This is a genomic window from Phytohabitans aurantiacus, assembly GCF_027923225.1.
Taxonomy (GTDB): domain Bacteria; phylum Actinomycetota; class Actinomycetes; order Mycobacteriales; family Micromonosporaceae; genus Phytohabitans; species Phytohabitans aurantiacus.
The window spans coordinates 74,452-92,342 of record NZ_BSDI01000041.1; the positions used below are offsets into that span (position 1 = coordinate 74,452).

Genomic DNA, 17,891 nt, shown 5'->3' on the forward strand with positions numbered 1-17,891 from the left:
GTCAGGCTCCCCACCGCAGCGCGGGCGTACGCACCGGCGCGTCCCACAGCCGCAGCACCTCGGCGTCCACTGTGCACACCGTCAACGACGCGCCGGCCATGTCGAGGCTCGTGACGTAGTTGCCGACCAGGTTGCGGGCGATCCGCACGCCCGCCTTGTCGAGCAGCGCCGCCACCTCCCCGTACAGCAGGTAGAGCTCGATCAGCGGGGTGCCGCCCAACCCGTTGAGCAGCACGATCGTCTCTGACCCGGCGCTCAGCGGCTTGGCGCCCAGCACGGCCTCGACCGCGAGCGCGGCGATTTCGCGGGCGGGGCGCAGCTTTTCCCGGCGCCGTCCCGGCTCGCCGTGGATGCCGACGCCCACCTCCATCTCGTCGTCGGGCAGGTCGAACCCGGGGCGGCCCGACGCCGGCGTGGTGCACGCCGTCAGTGCGACCGCGAACGAAGCGCTCGCCTCGTTGACCCGCGTGCCCGCGGCGGCGACCGCCGCGGCGGAGGCGCCGGTCTCGGCCAGCGCCCCGGCAACCTTTTCGACGATGAGGGTCGCGCCGGTGCCGCGGCGCCCGGCCGTCCACGTCGAGTCTTCGACGGCGACGTCGTCGTCGACCAGTACCGTGTGGACCTCGACGCCCTCGTCGCCGGCCAGCTCGGCCGCCATCTGGAAGTTCATCACGTCGCCCGTGTAGTTCTTCACCACGTGCACGACGCCCGCGCCGCCGTCGACCGCCTGGGTGGCGGCGAGGATCTGGTCCGGTACCGGAGACGTGAAGATCTCGCCCGGGCAGGCCGCGTCGAGCATGCCCAGCCCGACGAACCCGCCGTGCAGCGGCTCGTGCCCGGACCCGCCGCCGGAAACGAGGCCGACCTTGCCGCGTCGGGGCGCGTCCGACCGTACGATGATCTGGTTTTCCAGGTCGACGCGCAGCTCGGGATGCGCGGCGGCGATGCCCGCGAGCGCCTCTTTCACGACCGCCGAAGGCTCGTTGACGAACTTCTTCATGCCGACACGCTAGTAGCATTCGCCCGTGGTCGGGATCGTGTTGGTTTCGCACAGCGCCGAGCTGGCCGGCGGCCTGCGCGCGCTGCTGCTCCAGATGGGCGCCGGGGCCGTCGAGGTGGCCGGCGGCACCGCGGAGGGCGAGCTGGGCACCAGCTACGACCTGGTGCGGGCGGCGATCGGCCGCGCGGACGCCGGCGCCGGGGTGCTCGTCCTGCCGGACCTGGGCAGTTCGGTGCTCACCGCGCGGGCGGTGCTCGAAGACCATCCGGTGCCGGGTGCGCTGATCGTGGACGCGCCGTTCGTCGAGGGCGCGGTCGCCGCGGCGGTCACCGCGTCGACCGGCGCCGACCTGGCGGCCGTCGCGGCCGCGGCGGAGGAGGCGCGCGATGTCCGCAAGTTCTGAGACCACCGTCGTGCTCCCGGTCGCCCTGCACGCCCGGCCGGCGGGCAAGGTGGTGCAGGCCGCTGCCGGGTTCGACGCACAGGTGGAGATCGGGTACGGGGACCGCGTCGCGAACGCACGAGGAGTACTCGGACTCATGGGGCTGGGTGCGACCGCAGGTGCTGCTGTGACCCTGCGCGCGACGGGCGCCGATGCGGCCGCGGCCGTCGAGGCCGTTGCCGCCGTGTTGACCTCCGCGAGCTAAGCTGATCCGGCGGTCGCTGGTGCCCGCCCTAACGAGGGGTCAATTGGGGTCGGCCGGAAGACGGCCGTTCCAGCGAGGGGACTAGCCTGATGGGCGTGACACGCCGCGCAAAGATCGTTTGCACACTCGGACCTGCTACCTCGTCGCCAGAGCGCATTCGCGGTCTCGTAGACGCGGGCATGGACGTGGCGCGGCTGAACTTCAGCCACGGCAGCCACGCCGATCACGAAGAGGTCTATCACCTGGTCCGTTCGGCGGCCGGCTCCACGGCACGTGCGGTGGCCGTGCTGGCCGACCTCCAGGGGCCGAAGATCCGGCTCGGCCGTTTCGCCGACGGTCCCGTAGAGTGGCGCACCGGTGACTCTGTGGTGATCACCAGTGACGACGTGCTCGGCACCCAGGACCGGGTCTCCTGCACCTACAAGAAGCTGCCGCAGGAGGTCAAGGCCGGCGACCGGCTCCTCATCGACGACGGCAAGGTCGCGGTCGAGGTCAGCGCCGTCGAGGGCAACGACATCCGCTGCCTGGTGGTCGAGGGTGGTCCGGTCTCCAACAACAAGGGCGTCTCGCTGCCCAACGTGGCCGTCAGCGTGCCCGCGCTGTCCGAGAAGGACACCGAAGACCTGCGCTTCGCGCTGCGCCTGGGCGTCGACCTGGTGGCGCTGTCGTTCGTGCGCTCACCCGAAGACATCAAGCTCGTGCACCAGATCATGCACGAGGAGGGCGTGATCCGGCCGGTACTGGCCAAGGTGGAGAAGCCCGAGGCGGTGACCCACCTGGAGGCGATCGTCGACGCGTTCGACGGCGTCATGGTGGCGCGGGGTGACCTGGGCGTCGAGCTGCCCCTCGACCAGGTGCCGCTGGTGCAGAAGCGCGCCGTGCAGCTCTGCCGCGAAAACGCCAAACCGGTCATCGTGGCCACCCAGATGCTCGACTCGATGATCGAAAACTCGCGCCCGACCCGCGCCGAGGCATCCGACGTCGCCAACGCCGTGCTCGACGGCGCCGACGCGGTGATGCTGTCCGGCGAGACGAGCGTCGGCAAGTTCCCGGTGCTCACGGTCAGCACGATGGCGAAGATCATCACGACGACGGAGGCCGGTTCGATCAACGTGCCGCGGCTCCAGCACGACCCGCGCACGCACGGTGGCGCGCTCACCGTGGCCGCCTCCCAGATCGCGCGCAACATCGGCGCCAAGGCGCTGGTCGCGTTCTCGCAGACCGGCGACACCGTCCGGCGGCTGTCGCGGCTGCACTGCGAGCTGCCGCTGCTGGCGTTCACCCCGGTGCAGGAGGTGCGCGACCAGCTCGCCCTCTCGTGGGGCGTCGAGACGTTCCTGGTGCCGTTCGTGCGGCACACCGACGACATGTTCCGGCAGGTCGACCAGGCGCTGATCGGCCTCGGCCGGGCCAACCCGGGCGACTACGTCGTGGTGGTCGCCGGCAGCCCGCCCAACGCTCCTGGCTCGACCAACACCCTGCGGGTGCACCAGCTCGGCTCCCTGGTGGAAGCGGCGTCGGCGGCCCGCGGCACGCGATGAGCGGGCTCACCGGCCAGTCGGCGGTCGACCAGCTCCTCGAACTGCTCGACCTGACCCAGACCGGAGAGTCGGCGTTTCGCGGCGAGAGCCCGCCGGTCGGCCCGCAACGGGTCTTCGGCGGGCAGGTCGCCGGCCAGGCGCTGGTGGCGGCCGGTCGCACGGTCGACCCCGGCCGCTTCGTGCACTCCCTGCACGGATACTTCGTGCGGCCGGGCGATCCGACCGAGCCCATCGAGTACCGGGTGGAGAACATCCGTGACGGGCGCTCGTTCTCGGTTCGCCGCTCGGTGGCGTACCAGCACGACAAGCCGATCTTCTTCATGTCGGCCTCGTTCCACCGCCAGGAGGAGGGGCTCGACCACCACGCGCCGGCGCCCCTCGACGTGCCGCGCCCCGACGAGCTGCCCACGATGGCCGACCGGCTGGCGAAGTACTCCGAGCGCGCCGGCATCTGGGCGGCGATCCCGCGCCCGATCGACGTCCGGTACGTGGGGGAGCCCGGCTGGGTACGCCCCGGTGACCGTCCCGCCGACCCGCACCAGCGAGTGTGGATGCGCCTCGACGGCAAGCTGCCCGACGATCCGCTGCTGCACGCCTGCGCGTTGACGTACGCGTCCGACCTGACGCTGCTCGACTCCGTCCTGTCCGTACACGGCGAGGTGTGGGGGCCCGGCGGTGTCGTGGGCGCCAGCCTCGACCACGCGCTGTGGTTCCACCGTCCGTTCCGCGCCGACGAGTGGTTCCTGTACGACTGCTGGAGCCCGTCGGCGTCCGGCAGCCGCGGCTTGGCGACCGGGCGCATGTTCACCCTGGAGGGCCGCCACATAGCGACCGCCGTCCAGGAGGGCCTCCTCCGCCGCGTCGGCGCCTAGCTCCTCACCGTGATCAGGGCGTCCCTCAAGTCGCCCTAACGACTTGAGGGACGCCCTGATCACCAGGTCGGTAAAGCCGACCGGGATAATAGGTTTCATGCGACTGTCCGCCCGGGTCGACTACGCGCTACGCGCCGCTGCCGAGCTCGCCGCCTCGCCTGACCGGCCACTCACGGCCGAGCGCATCGCGAAGGCGCAGGAAATCCCGCCCAAGTTTCTGGAAAGCATCCTGTTGCAGTTGCGCCGGGGAGGCATCGCGCACGCCCAGCGCGGGCCCGAGGGCGGCTACTGGCTCGCCCGCCCGGCCGCCGAGATCTCCCTGGCCGAGATCATCCGGGTGGTCGACGGCCCGCTCGCGCACATCCGTGGCCAGCGCCCCGAAGACGTTGGCTACGGGGGATCGGCGGCCGCGCTCCAGGAGGTGTGGATCGCGTTGCGCGCCAGCGAGCGCGAGATCCTCGAACTGGTGACGCTGGCCGACGTGGCGACGGGCAAGCTCCCCGACCGTGTCCGCGACCTGGCCGCGAATCCGAGCGCCTGGGAGTAACCCGCATCTCAGGACGCGGTACGAGGGTTGACCAGTACCCCTGGCATGAGCGATTCTCGACCAAGTCGATCGGAAATGCCAAGGAGGTAGGTGACAGTGCGAAAGCTCATCGTGCTCGCTCTGGTCGGGCTCCTTGCCCAGCTCGTCGACGGCGCGCTCGGCATGGCGTACGGCGTCACCTCCTCGTCGCTCCTGCTCGTGGCCGGGCTGGCGCCGGCGTCCGCCTCGGCCTCCGTGCACCTGGCCGAGCTCGGCACCACCCTGGCGGCGGGCGCGGCACACTGGCGGTTCGGCAACGTCGACTGGAGTGTTGTCCGGCGCATCGCGCTGCCGGGCGCGATCGGGGCGTTCGCGGGAGCGACGTTCCTCAGCTCGATCTCCACGGAGGCGGCCGCGCCCTGGATGTCCGGCATCCTGCTCGCGCTTGGTATCTACCTTCTTGTCCGGTTCGCCCGCCCGCTCCGCCCGCGCACCTCGAACCGTAGCCCGCGCACCGCGTTCCTCGCGCCGGTCGGACTGGTCGGCGGCTTCGTCGACGCCACCGGTGGCGGCGGCTGGGGCCCGGTCGCCACCCCGTCGCTGCTGGTCTCCGGCCGGATGGAGCCCCGCAAGGTGGTCGGGTCGGTCGACACCGCCGAGTTCATGGTCGCCGGGGCGGCCAGCGTGGGCTTCCTGATCGGGCTCGGCTCCGAAGGCTTCGTGCTGCCGACGGTCGCCGCACTGCTCATCGGAGGCCTGATCGCGGCGCCGATCGCCGCGTACCTCGTGCGCATCGTCCCAGCCCAGCTCCTCGGCGCCGCCGTGGGCGGCGTGATCGTCCTGACAAACGCTCGCACGATCATGAAAGCCGCGGACGTCGCGTCGGGGATCAGGCCCATCGTGTACGCCTTCGTGGTGGCCGCCTGGGCGTTGGCGATCACGTTGTCGGTGCGCGCGCTGCGTCGCACCCGCCGGGCAGCCGCAGCTCCCGCTCCAGCCCCCGTGCCGGTTCTCGACCCCGCCTGACTACGAAGAGACCGCGGTGGCCACCGCCGCCGTGCTGGCGCGGACGGTCAGGCGCGGGTCGAGCAGCGTCGCGGCCGGCACCGGATGCCCTTCCAGCTTGCGCATCAGCAGCGCGACCGCCTGCCGTCCCACGTCTTCGGCGGGGATGAGCACCGACGACAGGGCCGGGCTGGCGCGCTCGGCCACCTCGTCGGGGCAGATCGCCACCACCGAGATGTCGTGCGGCACCTGGCGCCCGAGCAGCGGCAGCGTGGCGAGCACGTGGGCGACCGCGGCCTCGTTGTGCACGACCAGGCCGGACAGGTTCGGGTGGCGTTCGAGGAGGCCGGCCAACTCCTGGCGTACCCCGTCGAAGCTCTCCTCGCACGGCTGCGCGATCGCGTCGATGCCGTAGCGCTCGGCCGTCTCCGTGAATCCCGCGCGCGTGCGATGCGCGAACCCGGTGTCGCGCTCGTAGACCACCGCCGGCGCGCCGAGCAGCGCGATGTCGCGGTGGCCGAGCGCGACCAGATGCTCCACGCAGATGGCGCCGGCGCGATAGAAGTCGAGGTCGACGCACGTGAGGTTGGCGGCCTCGGCGGGGAAGCCGATAAGGACACTCGGCCGCTCCAGGTCGCGCAGCAGCGGCACGCGCGGGTCGTGCATCTCGATGTCCATGAGGACGATGCCGTCGACCATCGCGCTGGCGGCGATGCGGCGCAGCCCGTCGGGGCCCTCGTCGGCGGTCACCAGGAGCACGTCGTGGTCGAACTGGCGCGCCGTCGTCACGACCGCCGTCGCGAACTGCATCAGCACGGGCAGGTGCATGCCGGAGCGAAGCGGCAGGACGAGCGCGATCACGTTGGCGCGGCGGCTCGCGAGGGCGCGGGCACCCGCGTTGGGGTGGTAGCCCAGTGCCCGGATGCTGGCGAGCACCCGCTGCCGCGTCGTCGCCGAGATCGCCCGCTTGCCGCTCAGCACATAGGAGACCGTGCTCACCGCGACGCCCGCGTGCCGCGCGACGTCGGTGATGGTCACCATGTCGGCGCGCTTCGCCCCGCCCTCAGCCACCAGACTCCTTATTTTCTTCGAAAGTCAGATAGCTCACGGTAGCGCCTGGCGCCTCGAACGACAGGTAAAGGTCGCGTACCCCGGCCGCTCCGGTGACCGGGGCTCGCACCTCGGTCCAGTCGTGCCGTCCGGTCGCCGACGGGACAGTGACCGTACCGGCGACCGGACCGGACACCGGGTCGTCGAGGCGCAGCGTGACCCGTGCTCCGGCGGCCTCCCGGCTGCGGCTGGTCACCCGCGCGGCCACGGCCGAGGCGCCAGCGCCGAAATCGACCCGCTCGAAGCCGATCCAGCCCGCCGGCTCGGCCGCGCCGACCGCGTCGATGCCGCCCGGTACGTCGTCGAGCGGCACGGTGCCGGCGTACCCGTCGTTGTCGATCGCTCGCAGTGGACCATCGACCGGGTGCCGGGGCGCGATCACCTCACCGCGTACGGAGAGCGTGGCGGTCAGCGCGATGTCCAGACTGGACCGTCCGACCTGGATGGTGTGCCGCGCGGTCTCGACGACGGGCCCGCCCCGGGTCACGTCCCAGAACGCCAGGTCGGCCGCCCGCAGCTCGAAGGTCACGGTGGCCCGTTCGCCGGGTGCCAGCGTGAGCTTGCGGAACCCGCGCAGCTGCCGCAGCGGCTGCTTCACCTGCGAGCGCCGTTGCCGCGTATAGAGCTGCACCACTTCGTCGCCGGTGCGGTTGCCGGTGTTGGTGACGTCGACGCTGACCTCGACGGTGCCGTCGGCGTCCACTTCGGTCGCTTGCAGCCGCAGATCGCCGTACTCGAAGGTGGTGTAGCTCAGGCCGTGCCCGAACGGGTACAGCGGTGTGCCGCGGTAGTAGAGGTAGGTGGCGTCGCACGCGATGATGTCGTAGTCGAGGAGGTCGGGCAGTTCGGCCGCGCTCTGATACCAGGTCTGCGTGAGCCGGCCGCCCGGATCGGCGTCACCGAGCAGCACGCTCGCGAGCGCGTGGCCGTACTCCTGGCCGCCGTGCGACGACCACAGCACCGCGGGCAGGTGCTCGTCTGCCCATCCCACCGCGTACGGGTAGCTGCTGCTGACGACGAGCACGGTGCGCGGGTTGGCCGCGTGCACCGCCTTGAGGAGCGCCTCCTGCCCGGCCGGCAAGGCGAGGCTGGCCCGGTCTTCCGTCTCCCGCCCGTTCACCATCGGGTGGTTGCCGACCACGACGATGGCGACGTCCGCGTCAGCGGCCAGCGCCGCGGCGTCGCGCGCGCCGTCGGTGACAAGCTCCACTGTGAACTCCGTGGCGCGCTCCGCGTCTTCCGCGTCCGCGCGCAGCACCGCGTCGGCGCCCGCGGTGACGTAGCGGTCGGTGGCGAGGTGGTGCAGCACCACGTGTCCGGAGCCGCGCTCGACGAGGCGGAACGTCTCTGTCACCACCCAGCCGCCAGGCTGCGCCCGGTCGTTGACGAGGGTGCCGTCGTCGTCGACGCCGACGTGGCGACCGTTGGCCGAGGCGCGCAGCGCCACCACGCCCTCGCCCCAGTCGAACACGTCGAACCACGCCTCCGGCGCCGCCACCGGCACGTCGGCCCGCACCGGGCCGCCCACCTGGCGGTCGACCGCCCACGCGTACCCGCCGGAGGAGCGCAGCGCGATGCGGTCGACACCTTCATGGAAGACCGCGCCGTGCGCGCCGAGCCGGTTCACCAGTCCCGTGTACGCCGTGACCGCGTACGGCAACGTGCCGCTGTACCAGTCTTCGTAGACGGTGTCGGCGAGCGGCCCGATCACGGCGACCTTGGTGGTGGACAGGGGAAGGAGGCCGTCGTTCTTCAGCAGCACGATGGACTGGCGGGCCGCCTCGCGGGCCAGCTCCTGATGCGCGGCACAGTTGATGACCTCGGCCGTGACCGCGTTGTACGGGTTGGCCTCCGCCGGATCGAATTCGCCCAGTCGGAACCGGGTCGACAGCACCCGCCGCACCGCACGGTCCACATCGGACTCGTCGATGAGGCCCCGCTCCAGGGCCGCCGTCAGCCGCTCGATGGTCGGGTTGGAGTCGGCGTCGTCCTCGGTGAAGCTGTCGATCCCGGCGCGCAGCGCGGCGGCGTACCCGGCCGGATGGTCTGTGTGATAGCCCTGTGCGCCCGCGATGTTGGACGCGGCGGCGGCGTCGCTGACGACCATCAGGTCGTCAGCCGTCCAGCGGCGCAGCTCGCCCTCGATGAGCGGGCTGAGGTGTGCCGGGCGGCCGTTGACGAGGTTGTACGACGCCATGACCGCGACCGCCGCGCCCGCCTCGATCGGTGCCCGGAAGGCCGGCAACTCGTACTCGTGCAGCACCCGCGGCGGAAGATTGCTGGAGGTCGTGCAGCGGTCGGTCTCGTTGTTGTACCCGAGGAAGTGCTTGAGCGTCGGAGCCGTCTTCAGATAGCGCGGATGGTCGCCGCGCAGGCCGTTCGAGTAGGCGGTGCCCATGACGCCGGTCAGCCACGGGTCCTCGGCGTACCCCTCCTCGTTGCGCCCCCAGCGGGGATCGCGCAGCAGGTTGACCACGGGCGCCCAGACGTTGAGGCTTATCCGCTCCGGGTCCTTGTGGTGAAAGCCGCGCACCTCGTCGCCGACGGCGCTGCCCACCTCGCGCACGAGGTCGGGGTTCCACGTGGTGGCGAGCCCGACCGCCTGCGGAAAGACGGTGGCCGGACCGACCCACGCGAGGCCGTGCAGGGCTTCCGTGCCGGTGCGGAACGGGCCGAGTCCGAGTCGGGGGATCGGCGCCTGGTACTGGTGCAGCAGGCCGACCTTTTCGGCGAGGGTGAGCCGGCCGACCAGGTCAGCGACTCGGGCGGGGAGGGGCTGGTCAGGGTCGCGGAAGAGCATTCCCTCCGGTGCTTCTGTCATCACCGATCACCCGATCTTCGTGTGCCCTGGGCTATCACGCGAAGCGCTTCGACAGGCCACCCGCAGCTGAGTCGCCGGTCTCGAAGCGCTTCGACAACCTGTCGAAGAAAACTCCGTCGCTGGCACGAGTTTCCGCCGTGTTACGCCGGAGCCCTTTGAGACTGGCATCACACAGTGGTTGAGGTCAATAGGGAGCGCTCCCAAATCCCTGGCCTCCGTGATCAGGGCGTCCCTCAAGTCGCCCTAACGACTTGAGGGACGCCCTGATCACGACGGTGGCGAGGGGGGCGGGGGTAGGTGACCAGCGTCTACCGTGGCCAAGGCGCGAGCGGCGCCACCTACGGCCGCCGTCCCGGCTCCGAGCGTCGACGCGACGATCCGACACCCGCCGGCGTCCGGCGCGACCGCCCGCGCGGCCAGCTCGGCCTCGGCGGCGGGCAGCAGCCACGGCGCCAGCGGCACGAAGTTGCCGCCCAGCACCACCACGTCGGGGTTGATGACGTTGGTGAGGATGGCCACCCCATGACCCAGGTGCCGGCCGACGGCCGCGAGCGAGTCCACTGTGGCCGGATCGCCGCGCCGGGCGAGCCGGACCACCTCGTCGACCTCGGGGGCGAAGTCGGTGATCGGGCCGTCGGCCTCGGCGTCGGGCAGCACCCGGCGGATGATCGCGGGGATGCCGGCCATGGCTTCGAGGCAGCCGGTGCGCCCGCAGGGGCAGCGGGGCCCGCTCGGGTCGATCTGGACATGGCCGATCTCGCCGCTGAACCCGCGACCGCCGCGCAGCAGCCGGCCATCGACGATCACGCCGGCACCGATGCCGACCTCGCCGGTCAGGTACACGAGGTCGGACGAGCCCGCGAAGGCGCCGTACCGGTGCTCGGCCAGTGCCGACAGGTTGGCGTCGTTGTCGACCGCCACGTCGTACTTGGGATCGCGCAGCGCGTGCACGAGGTCGGCGCGCAGGTCGACGTCGCGCCAGCCGAGGTTGGCGGCGAGGCGCACGGTGCCGTCGGAGTCGACGAGTCCCGGTACGCCGACGGTGAGCCCGAGTACTTGCCGATTCTGGCTGCCGACGCGCCCGGCGACCCGGCCGGCGAGGGCGGCGATGGCGCTGACGGCCTTGCCCGGCGACGAGGCGAGCGCGGGGAATGACCGGCGCCACGACAGCAGCTGCTCGCCGGCGAGGTCGACGGCGACGGCGGTGAGCTGGTCGGCGCTGACCGCGAGCCCGATCGCCGCGTACGGCTGGCCGTCGAGCACCAGCATGGTCGCGGGCCGGCCGATGCGGTGCTCGGCGAGGCCGGTCTCGCGCAACAGCCGCCGCTCGATGAGGTCGGCGACCAGGCTGGAGACGGTGGCCTTGTTGAGGCCGGTGGCGGCGGCGATGTCCGCGCGCGAGCAGGGCGCGTGGTTGCGGACGTGACGCAGCACCACGGCGAGGTTGGTGGCCCGCACGTCGGCGAAGTCGGCCGGCTGTGGCCCTGTCTGCATCGTGATCAAGTCAGCCCCGTTCCCGGCGAGATGTCTTGATGGTGCCCCGGGCTGGCTTGACCATCATGCCGTACCGGGTGCGCCCTTGTGGCGGCGGTCACCGTTGGTCTAGTTTGTTTAGTCGGCAGACGAACTAACTCTACAGTTCTATCACTTTTTAGCAACGGAAGGGAGTGCGCCGTGACGTCACCCCTCGCGGGCGCGGCCACCAACCGCAGAAACTTCCTCGGCCTGGCGGGTCTCGGCGTGGCGGCTCTCGCCGGCGGCGGCCTGCTCTCCGCTTGCGGCGGAGAGACCGGCAGCGAGGGCGCTGCGACCGGGACTGACAAGATCGCCAGCTTGCTGCCGAGGCTCAAGGAGCTCAACCTCGGCATCCCCAAGCCGGACGTGCCGGGCGTGCGCCCGATCGCCGACGGCTATACGACCTACCCGTCCACGCTCGTCGACGCCATCAGCGAGACGCCGGGCAAGAGCGGCAAGGTCATCAAGACGATGTACCCGGCCTGGGGCCCGCCGGCGCCGGCGCTGGGCTCCAACCAGTACCTCGCCGCGGTCAACAAAGAGCTCGGCATCGACGTGGACCCCAGCGCGCAGGACGGCCTGGTGTACGCGGACAAGATGAACGCCCTGCTCGCCGCCCGCGACGTGCCCGACCTGCTCTGCATCCCCGACTGGGAGGTCGAGAAGCTGCCGCGCTTCGGTGACGCGGTCAAGGCGCTCTTCGAGGACCTCACCGACTACCTCTCCGGCGACAAGATCGACGCGTACCCGATGATGGCGACCTTCCCGACGGGCGCCTGGCGCCGGTCGGTGTGGAACGAGCGCCTGATGGCGATCCCGAACCCGACCGACGGCCCCTACGCCTGGGGCTTCTTCTACCGCAAGGATCTGCTCGACGCCCTCGGCCACACGTACCCGAAGAGCATCGAGGAGCTGCTCGCCGTCGGCAAGGCGGTCACCAACCCCAGCAAGGGGGTGTGGGCGTTCGACGACATGTTCGCGATGGTCCAGATGTTCCACAAGGTGCCGGGCGCCGACACCGGTTGGCGCCTGAAGGCGGACGGCACGCCGGAGCACAAGTACGAGACCGCCGAGTTCAAGCAGGCCGCCGAGGTGATGGCCCAGATCTACAAGGACGGCCTCGTCCACCCGGAGCTGGTCGCCAGCAAGGGCGCCGACTCCAAGAAGCTGCTGGAGAGCGGCAAGATCCTTTTCAAGCAGGACGGCATGGGCATGTGGCAGGGCATGCAGGCCGAGCAGCAGAAGGTCACGCCGGGCTTCAACATCCAGCCGGTGCCGATCTTCTCCGCGACCGGGGGCGACCCGCTGGTCTGGGGTGACGACAAGCCGATCTCGTACACCTTCATCAAGAAGGGCCTCGGGAAGGAGCGGGTCGAGGAGCTGCTTCGGGTGATCAACTGGTGCTCCGCGCCGTTCGGCACGAAGGAGTGGCAGCTGCGCCAGTACGGCGTCGAGGGCACGCACTACACGATGACGCCGACCGGGCCGCAAAAGACCGAGCTGGGCTTCAAGGAGGCAGGCGACCAGTACTTCTTCGTCAGCGGTCGCAGCCCGGTCGTCGCGCCGACCCCGCAGACGCCGAACTACGTCAAGGACCTGATCACGTACTCGAACTCGATGGTCAAGTTCCTGGAGAAGAGCCCCTGGGACGACTTCAAGCTGGAGTTCCCGACCAAGTACAAGGCCGAGACCGTCCCCACCGAAGACAAGATCACTGACGTCGTGCGCGGCCGGCGCCCGCTGAGCGACCTCGACAAGGTCGTGCAGGAGTGGCGCAGCAACGGCGGTGACGAGGCCCGCGACTTCCTCGCCAAGACGCTGTCCGACGCTGGAAAATGAGCACTCGCGAAGAAGCACCACCGGCGGCGGGGTCGGGCGCGTCCCGTACCCCGCCTCCGGGCACCACGCGCGCCGCGGAGGGCGCGGTGTCCGCACGCCGCAAGCCCTCAAAGCGCCATCGGGTACCGTTCCGGGCCCGCCTGCGCCGCGACTGGCCCCTGCTGCTGATGACCCTGCCCGGCGCGCTCGTCCTGCTCGTCTTCCACTACCTGCCGGCACTGGGCAACGTGGTCGCCTTCCAGGACTACAACCCGTTTGCCGGCGACAGCCCGCTCCAGGCGTTTCTGGGCAGCGAGTGGATCGGGTTCGCCAACTTCGAAAACCTCTTCAGCAGCGACGCGTTCTGGGAGTCGGTCTGGAACACGCTGTCCATCACGGCGTTCCAGCTCGTGTTCTTCTTCCCGCTGCCGATCGCGCTCGCGATCCTGCTCAACAGCGTGCTGTCGACGAGGCTGCGGTCGTTCATCCAGACCGTGGTGTACCTGCCGCACTTCTTCAGCTGGGTGCTGGTGGTGACGTTCTTCGTGCAGATGCTCGGCGGCGCCGGCCTGCTCGCGCAGGAAATGCGCGAGGCCGGCCTCCAGCCGTGGAACATCATGACCAACCCGGACACGTTCATCATCCTGGTGACGGCCGAGTCGGTGTGGAAAGACGTCGGCTGGGGCACCATCATCTTCCTCGCCGCGCTGTCGACCATCGACACCGACCTCTATGAACAGTCTGCTGTGGACGGTGCGAGCCGGTGGCGGCGGTTGTGGCACGTCACCCTGCCCGGCCTGCGGCCGGTCATAGTACTGCTGCTGATCCTGCGGCTCGGCGACGCGCTGTCGGTGGGCTTCGAGCAGTTCATCCTGCAGCGCGACGCGGTCGGCCGCGGCGCCGCCGAGGTGCTCGACACCTTCGTGTACTACCACGCCATCGCGACCGGCGACTACGGCTTCGGAGCCGCGGCCGGCCTCTTCAAGGCGGCCATCGGGCTCGTGCTGATCCTGGCCGCGAACAAGATGGCACACCTGCTGGGCGAACGGGGGATCTACTCGAAATCATGAGCGTCCAACTCGCCACCAAGCTGCGCAAGCCATCGCGCCGTCCGGCCTGGGAGGAGAAGCCGACCCCGGTTGGCCTCGCCGTCAAGGGCCTCGTCCTCACCGCCGTGGTTCTCGCCGTGCTCGTGCCACTGTGGACCGTCGTGGTAACGAGTCTCTCGTCCCGCCAGACCATCAACGAGGCGGGCGGCCTGGTGATGATTCCGAAGGGGATCGACGCGTCCGCGTACGTGACGATCTTCTCCGGTGGCACCGTCACCAAGGCGTTGTGGATCAGCACCCTCGTGACCGTCGCCGGCACCGCGGTGAGCCTCCTGCTGACCGTGCTCGCCGCGTACGGGCTGTCCCGCCCGGGCTCGCTCGGGCACCGGTCGCTGCTGTTCTACTTCCTGCTGACGTTCCTCATCTATCCGGGCCTGGTGCCCAGCTACCTGGTGGTGACCGGGCTCGGGCTCAAAGACAGCCTGTGGTCGCTGATCCTGCCGACCGCGGTCAGCGTCTTCAACCTCGTGGTGATCCGGGCGTTCTTCCAGGCCATCCCGCAGGAACTGCTCGACAGCGCGCGCATCGACGGCGCCGGCGAGCTGCGCATCCTGATCCGGATCGTGCTGCCGCTGTCGAAGGCGGTGATCGCGGTGGTGGGCCTCTTCTACGCGGTCGGGTACTGGAACACGTGGTTCAACGCGTTGCTGTACATCGACGACAACGACAAGTTCCCGATCCAGCGGATCCTGCAAAGCATCGTCCTGCAGGGGCAGTCGCCGACCTTCTCCGGCCTGCCCGTCGGCACGGCGATGCCGCCGACGCTGGCGGTGAAGATGGCGGTTGTCGTCGTGGCGGTCGCCCCAATCGCCATCGTGTACCCGTTCATCCAGCGCCACTTCGTCAAGGGCGTCATCCTCGGCGCCATCAAGGGCTAACCCTTTCCCTCCGTGATCAGGGCGTCCCTCAAGTCGTTAGAGCAACTTGAGGGACGCCCTGATCATGGGGGTTTAGACGCCCGCGACCGATGTGATCCAGGCGCGGCTGTTGGCCACGCTGCCGTAGTTCTGGTACGTCGAGCCGTTGCCCGTCGAACAGACGCCGACCTGCTGGCCGTTGTAGAACTGCGGGCCACCCGAGTCGCCACGCCAGGCCACGCCGTTGACGCCGGTGCTGCGGATCGCCTGGCCGCCGTACGCGTCGGTCGCGCTGTTGCTCGTCACCTGGACGTTAGCGGTCTTCAGCTGCGCGGACGCGGCGCAGTTGGTGCAGGTGCGGCCCCAGCCGTAGATCTGGTTGGTCGAGCCCACCGGCGGGTTGCTGTTGGCGAGCGTCACGTACGTCGTGCTGACCGCGCTGTTCAGGTACAGCAGGGCCAGGTCGAAACGGGTGGACGTCGAGGTGACGGTCCGGGTCACGCCGCCGGATGCGTAGTACACGCTGCCGACCCGCACCGACATGCTGCCGCCGACGCAGTGGCGGGCGGTCAGCACCCAGCGCGACGCGACGATCGATCCGGAGCAGGTGAACGAGCCACCGCTGAAGATCGCCGCCGCCCACGGCGCGGACGAGACGGTGCCGCCGCCGATGATCGGCTGCGGGGCGGCGCTGGCCGCGGTGGGTGCGAGCAGCACGCCGGTGAGGGCGGTGGTGGCGAGGGTGGCGAGGACCAGACGGATGCGCACGGTGAACTCCTTATGGGAGGGGCCGTTTGACGCATCAGGCTAGGGCGGTATCGGTGCATCTACAAGGGTGGATCGATACCGCTTCAGTAATAGCGCGTGGTGCCCCCACCATGGCACCACGCGCCTTGCCAGCTACCATACTTCGGCTGGACTCCAAACAAAAGGCGGAGGGGGCGGACGGTGCACTGGCCGAAGGGCGTGGATGGGCTCTGCTACGGCGGCGACTACAACCCGGAGCAGTGGCCCGAAGACGTGTGGCGCGAAGACATCGAGCTGATGCGCCGCGCCGGCGTCAACCTCGTGAGCGTCGGGGTGTTCGCCTGGTCGAGGCTGGAGCCGGTCGAGGGCCACTACGACTTCGGGTGGCTGGACCGGATACTCGATCTGCTGGCGGAGGGCGGCGTCAAAGCGGCACTCGCGACGCCGACCGCGTCACCGCCCCCGTGGTTCTCTCTGGCGTATCCCGACGCGCTGCCGGTGCGCGGTGACGGCACGCGGCTGCTGCACGGCAGCCGCGACACGTACTGCGCGAGCGCGCCCGCGTACCGCGACGCGTGCCGGCGGATCGCGGGGGCGCTGGCCGAGCGCTACGCCGGACATCCCGCGCTCGCGCTGTGGCACGTGCACAACGAGTACGGCACGGCGTGCCACTGCGACCACGCGGCGACCGCCTTCCGTGGCTGGCTGCGCAAGGAGTACGGCGACCTCGACGCGCTCAACGACGCGTGGGTGAGCGCGTTCTGGAGCCAGCACTATTCGGCGTGGGAGCAGATCTTCCCGCCGCGCGCGACGCAGTACATGCCGAATCCGGGACAGCTGTTGGACTTCCGGCGGTTCTGGTCCGACGAGTTGCTGTCCGCGTACGTGGAGCAGCGCGACCTGCTCCGCGCCGCCACACCCGACGTGCCCATCACCACCAACTACGTCTTCGGCGGCTGGGTGCCCGTCGACCACGCCCGCTGGGCACGCGAGGTCGACCTGGTCGCGATCGACCACTACCCTTCGGACGCCGGCCTGGGCGCAGAGGAACAGACCGCGTTCGGCGCCGACCTGGCACGCTCATGGGCGCGCGGCAAGCCGTGGCTGCTCATGGAGAGCGCGCCGAACCTCATCTACACTCGCGACCGCATGCACGCCAAAGAGCCGGGGCGGATGATCCGGCACAGCCTGTCGCACGTGGCGCGCGGCTCGCGCGGCGCGATGTTCTTTCAATGGCGGGCGCCGCGGGGCGGAGCCGAGCGGTACCACTCGGCACTCGTGCCGCACGCCGGACCAGACAGCCGCGTCTACCGCGAGGCGGTGACCCTGGGCGGCGTCCTGTCTCGACTGTCCGAAGTAGATGGATCGGTCATGGCATCAACAGCCATCGCGTGGGACGCCGCGTCGTGGTGGGCCTTGCAGGCGCCCGGCATGCCCATGGAAATCGACTACGCGGCGGAGGTGCAGGCGGCTCACCGCGCACTGTGGCACGCTGGGGTGACCGCCGACTTCGTCGCGCTCACCGATCCCTTGCCATACTCGTTGCTGGTCCTCCCCGCGCACTATCTGATTTCCGACGAGGCGGCTGAGGCGGTGCGCGCCTATGTGGACAGTGGTGGCCACCTTGTGGCAACCTACCTTTCCGGCGTTGCCGACGAGCACGGCCGAGTCCGGCTCGGCGGCTATCCCGGCGCGCTCCGCGACGTGCTGGGCGTACGGGTCGAAGAGTTCCAGCCGTCGCCGGAAGGCTGGGCGGAGCTGGTGAGCCTGGCCGGTGCGACACAGGTACAGCCAGGCGTAACGCGGCACGAGTACGGCGCGGGCATCGCGTGGTACATCTCAGCGCGCCTAGACGACCCCACATACCAGGACGTATTGACAGCGGCCGCACGCGACGCCGGAGTGGCGATTGCCGGCGTCGCGCCCGGTGTCGAGGTGGTGCGCCGCGATGGGGGATGGGTGTTCGCCCTCAACCACACCGACGAGCCCCACGACATACCCGCCGAGGGCATCGAGATCCTGACCGGTGCCCCCGTGACCGGCGTCCTGACCCTGCCTGCCGGCGCGTACGCCATAATCCGCCCCCACCCCTAACAGCCGACACAGCCCCACCCTCCAACACCACCGTCCACGCGCCGCTTTGCCGCGCACTGTCCGCGCGCCGCCGTCCGCGCGCCGCTGTTCGCGCGCCGCGTTCGCCGATCAAGGGCGAACGCACGTGGTTGGATCGGCGGTTTCAGGGGGTCAGTGCAACGAGGTGCTGGTTGAGCTTCTGGGCTGGAGTATGCCAGTTCAGGGTTTGTCGTGGCCGTCGGTTGAGTTG

At 70.2% G+C, this 17,891-nt stretch carries 15 protein-coding genes; 10 read left to right on the plus strand and 5 right to left on the minus strand.

Features of this window, described 5'->3' with window-relative positions:
* Position 1: 1 nt before the first annotated feature.
* On the minus strand, positions 2–1,000 hold the full coding sequence (gene dhaK / locus QMG73_RS32395) for a dihydroxyacetone kinase subunit DhaK (protein ID WP_281902060.1): 999 nt from the start codon (positions 998–1,000) through the stop codon (positions 2–4).
* Between the two features lie 25 nt (positions 1,001–1,025).
* On the opposite strand from dhaK, the gene QMG73_RS32400 reads away from it, so the two are divergent.
* The 6 genes from QMG73_RS32400 to QMG73_RS32425 all read left to right on the plus strand — a co-directional run bounded on the left by QMG73_RS32400 (position 1,026) and on the right by QMG73_RS32425 (position 5,612).
* A complete protein-coding gene (locus tag QMG73_RS32400; protein WP_281902062.1) occupies positions 1,026–1,403 on the plus strand; it encodes a PTS-dependent dihydroxyacetone kinase phosphotransferase subunit DhaM in 378 nt (125 codons plus the stop codon).
* Positions 1,387–1,647, plus strand: a complete 261-nt coding sequence (locus tag QMG73_RS32405) for an HPr family phosphocarrier protein (RefSeq protein ID WP_281902063.1) — start codon at positions 1,387–1,389, stop codon at positions 1,645–1,647. Before QMG73_RS32400 ends, QMG73_RS32405 begins: the two co-directional genes overlap by 17 nt.
* An 89-nt stretch (positions 1,648–1,736) precedes the next feature.
* Positions 1,737–3,188, plus strand: coding sequence for a pyruvate kinase (gene pyk, locus QMG73_RS32410; protein ID WP_281902065.1), 1,452 nt, complete (start codon positions 1,737–1,739; stop codon positions 3,186–3,188).
* Positions 3,185–4,060 carry an acyl-CoA thioesterase gene (locus QMG73_RS32415; protein ID WP_281902067.1) on the plus strand — a complete coding sequence of 292 codons (876 nt, stop codon included), beginning with the start codon at positions 3,185–3,187 and terminating at the stop codon, positions 4,058–4,060. Before pyk ends, QMG73_RS32415 begins: the two co-directional genes overlap by 4 nt.
* A gap of 97 nt (positions 4,061–4,157) precedes the next feature.
* Positions 4,158–4,607, plus strand: coding sequence for an RrF2 family transcriptional regulator (locus tag QMG73_RS32420; RefSeq protein ID WP_281902069.1), 450 nt, complete (start codon positions 4,158–4,160; stop codon positions 4,605–4,607).
* Positions 4,608–4,703: 96 nt separating this feature from the next.
* Positions 4,704–5,612: a sulfite exporter TauE/SafE family protein gene (locus QMG73_RS32425; RefSeq protein WP_281902093.1), complete on the plus strand. Its 909-nt coding sequence runs from the start codon at positions 4,704–4,706 to the stop codon at positions 5,610–5,612.
* Here QMG73_RS32425 and QMG73_RS32430 read toward each other — a convergent pair whose 3' ends face one another.
* The 3 genes from QMG73_RS32430 to QMG73_RS32440 all read right to left on the minus strand — a co-directional run bounded on the left by QMG73_RS32430 (position 5,613) and on the right by QMG73_RS32440 (position 11,016).
* Positions 5,613–6,662, minus strand: coding sequence for a LacI family DNA-binding transcriptional regulator (locus tag QMG73_RS32430; RefSeq protein ID WP_281902071.1), 1,050 nt, complete (start codon positions 6,660–6,662; stop codon positions 5,613–5,615). It abuts the gene before it with no gap.
* Positions 6,655–9,522, minus strand: coding sequence for a glycoside hydrolase family 3 protein (locus tag QMG73_RS32435; protein WP_281902073.1), 2,868 nt, complete (start codon positions 9,520–9,522; stop codon positions 6,655–6,657). The genes QMG73_RS32430 and QMG73_RS32435 overlap by 8 nt, the downstream gene beginning before the upstream one ends.
* Before the next feature lie 267 nt (positions 9,523–9,789).
* Entirely contained in the window at positions 9,790–11,016 is a 1,227-nt protein-coding gene (locus tag QMG73_RS32440) for an ROK family transcriptional regulator (RefSeq protein WP_281902074.1), read from the minus strand.
* 180 nt (positions 11,017–11,196) lie between these two features.
* Here QMG73_RS32440 and QMG73_RS32445 point away from each other — a divergent pair, with 180 nt between their 5' ends.
* The 3 genes from QMG73_RS32445 to QMG73_RS32455 are packed head-to-tail and all read left to right on the plus strand — an operon-like array spanning position 11,197 to position 14,842.
* Entirely contained in the window at positions 11,197–12,876 is a 1,680-nt protein-coding gene (locus QMG73_RS32445; RefSeq protein WP_281902076.1) for an extracellular solute-binding protein, read from the plus strand.
* Entirely contained in the window at positions 12,873–13,925 is a 1,053-nt protein-coding gene (locus QMG73_RS32450; protein WP_281902078.1) for an ABC transporter permease, read from the plus strand. Before QMG73_RS32445 ends, QMG73_RS32450 begins: the two co-directional genes overlap by 4 nt.
* On the plus strand, positions 13,922–14,842 hold the full coding sequence (locus tag QMG73_RS32455; protein WP_281902080.1) for a carbohydrate ABC transporter permease: 921 nt from the start codon (positions 13,922–13,924) through the stop codon (positions 14,840–14,842). Before QMG73_RS32450 ends, QMG73_RS32455 begins: the two co-directional genes overlap by 4 nt.
* Positions 14,843–14,914: 72 nt before the next feature.
* Here the strand turns inward: QMG73_RS32455 and QMG73_RS32460 are convergent, their stop codons facing one another.
* Complete coding sequence (locus tag QMG73_RS32460; RefSeq protein ID WP_281902082.1) at positions 14,915–15,589, minus strand: S1 family peptidase; 675 nt, start codon at positions 15,587–15,589, stop codon at positions 14,915–14,917.
* A 180-nt stretch (positions 15,590–15,769) separates the two neighbouring features.
* Between QMG73_RS32460 and QMG73_RS32465 the strand changes: the two genes are divergently transcribed.
* Complete coding sequence (locus QMG73_RS32465; protein WP_281902083.1) at positions 15,770–17,662, plus strand: beta-galactosidase; 1,893 nt, start codon at positions 15,770–15,772, stop codon at positions 17,660–17,662.
* Positions 17,663–17,891 lie beyond the last annotated feature (229 nt).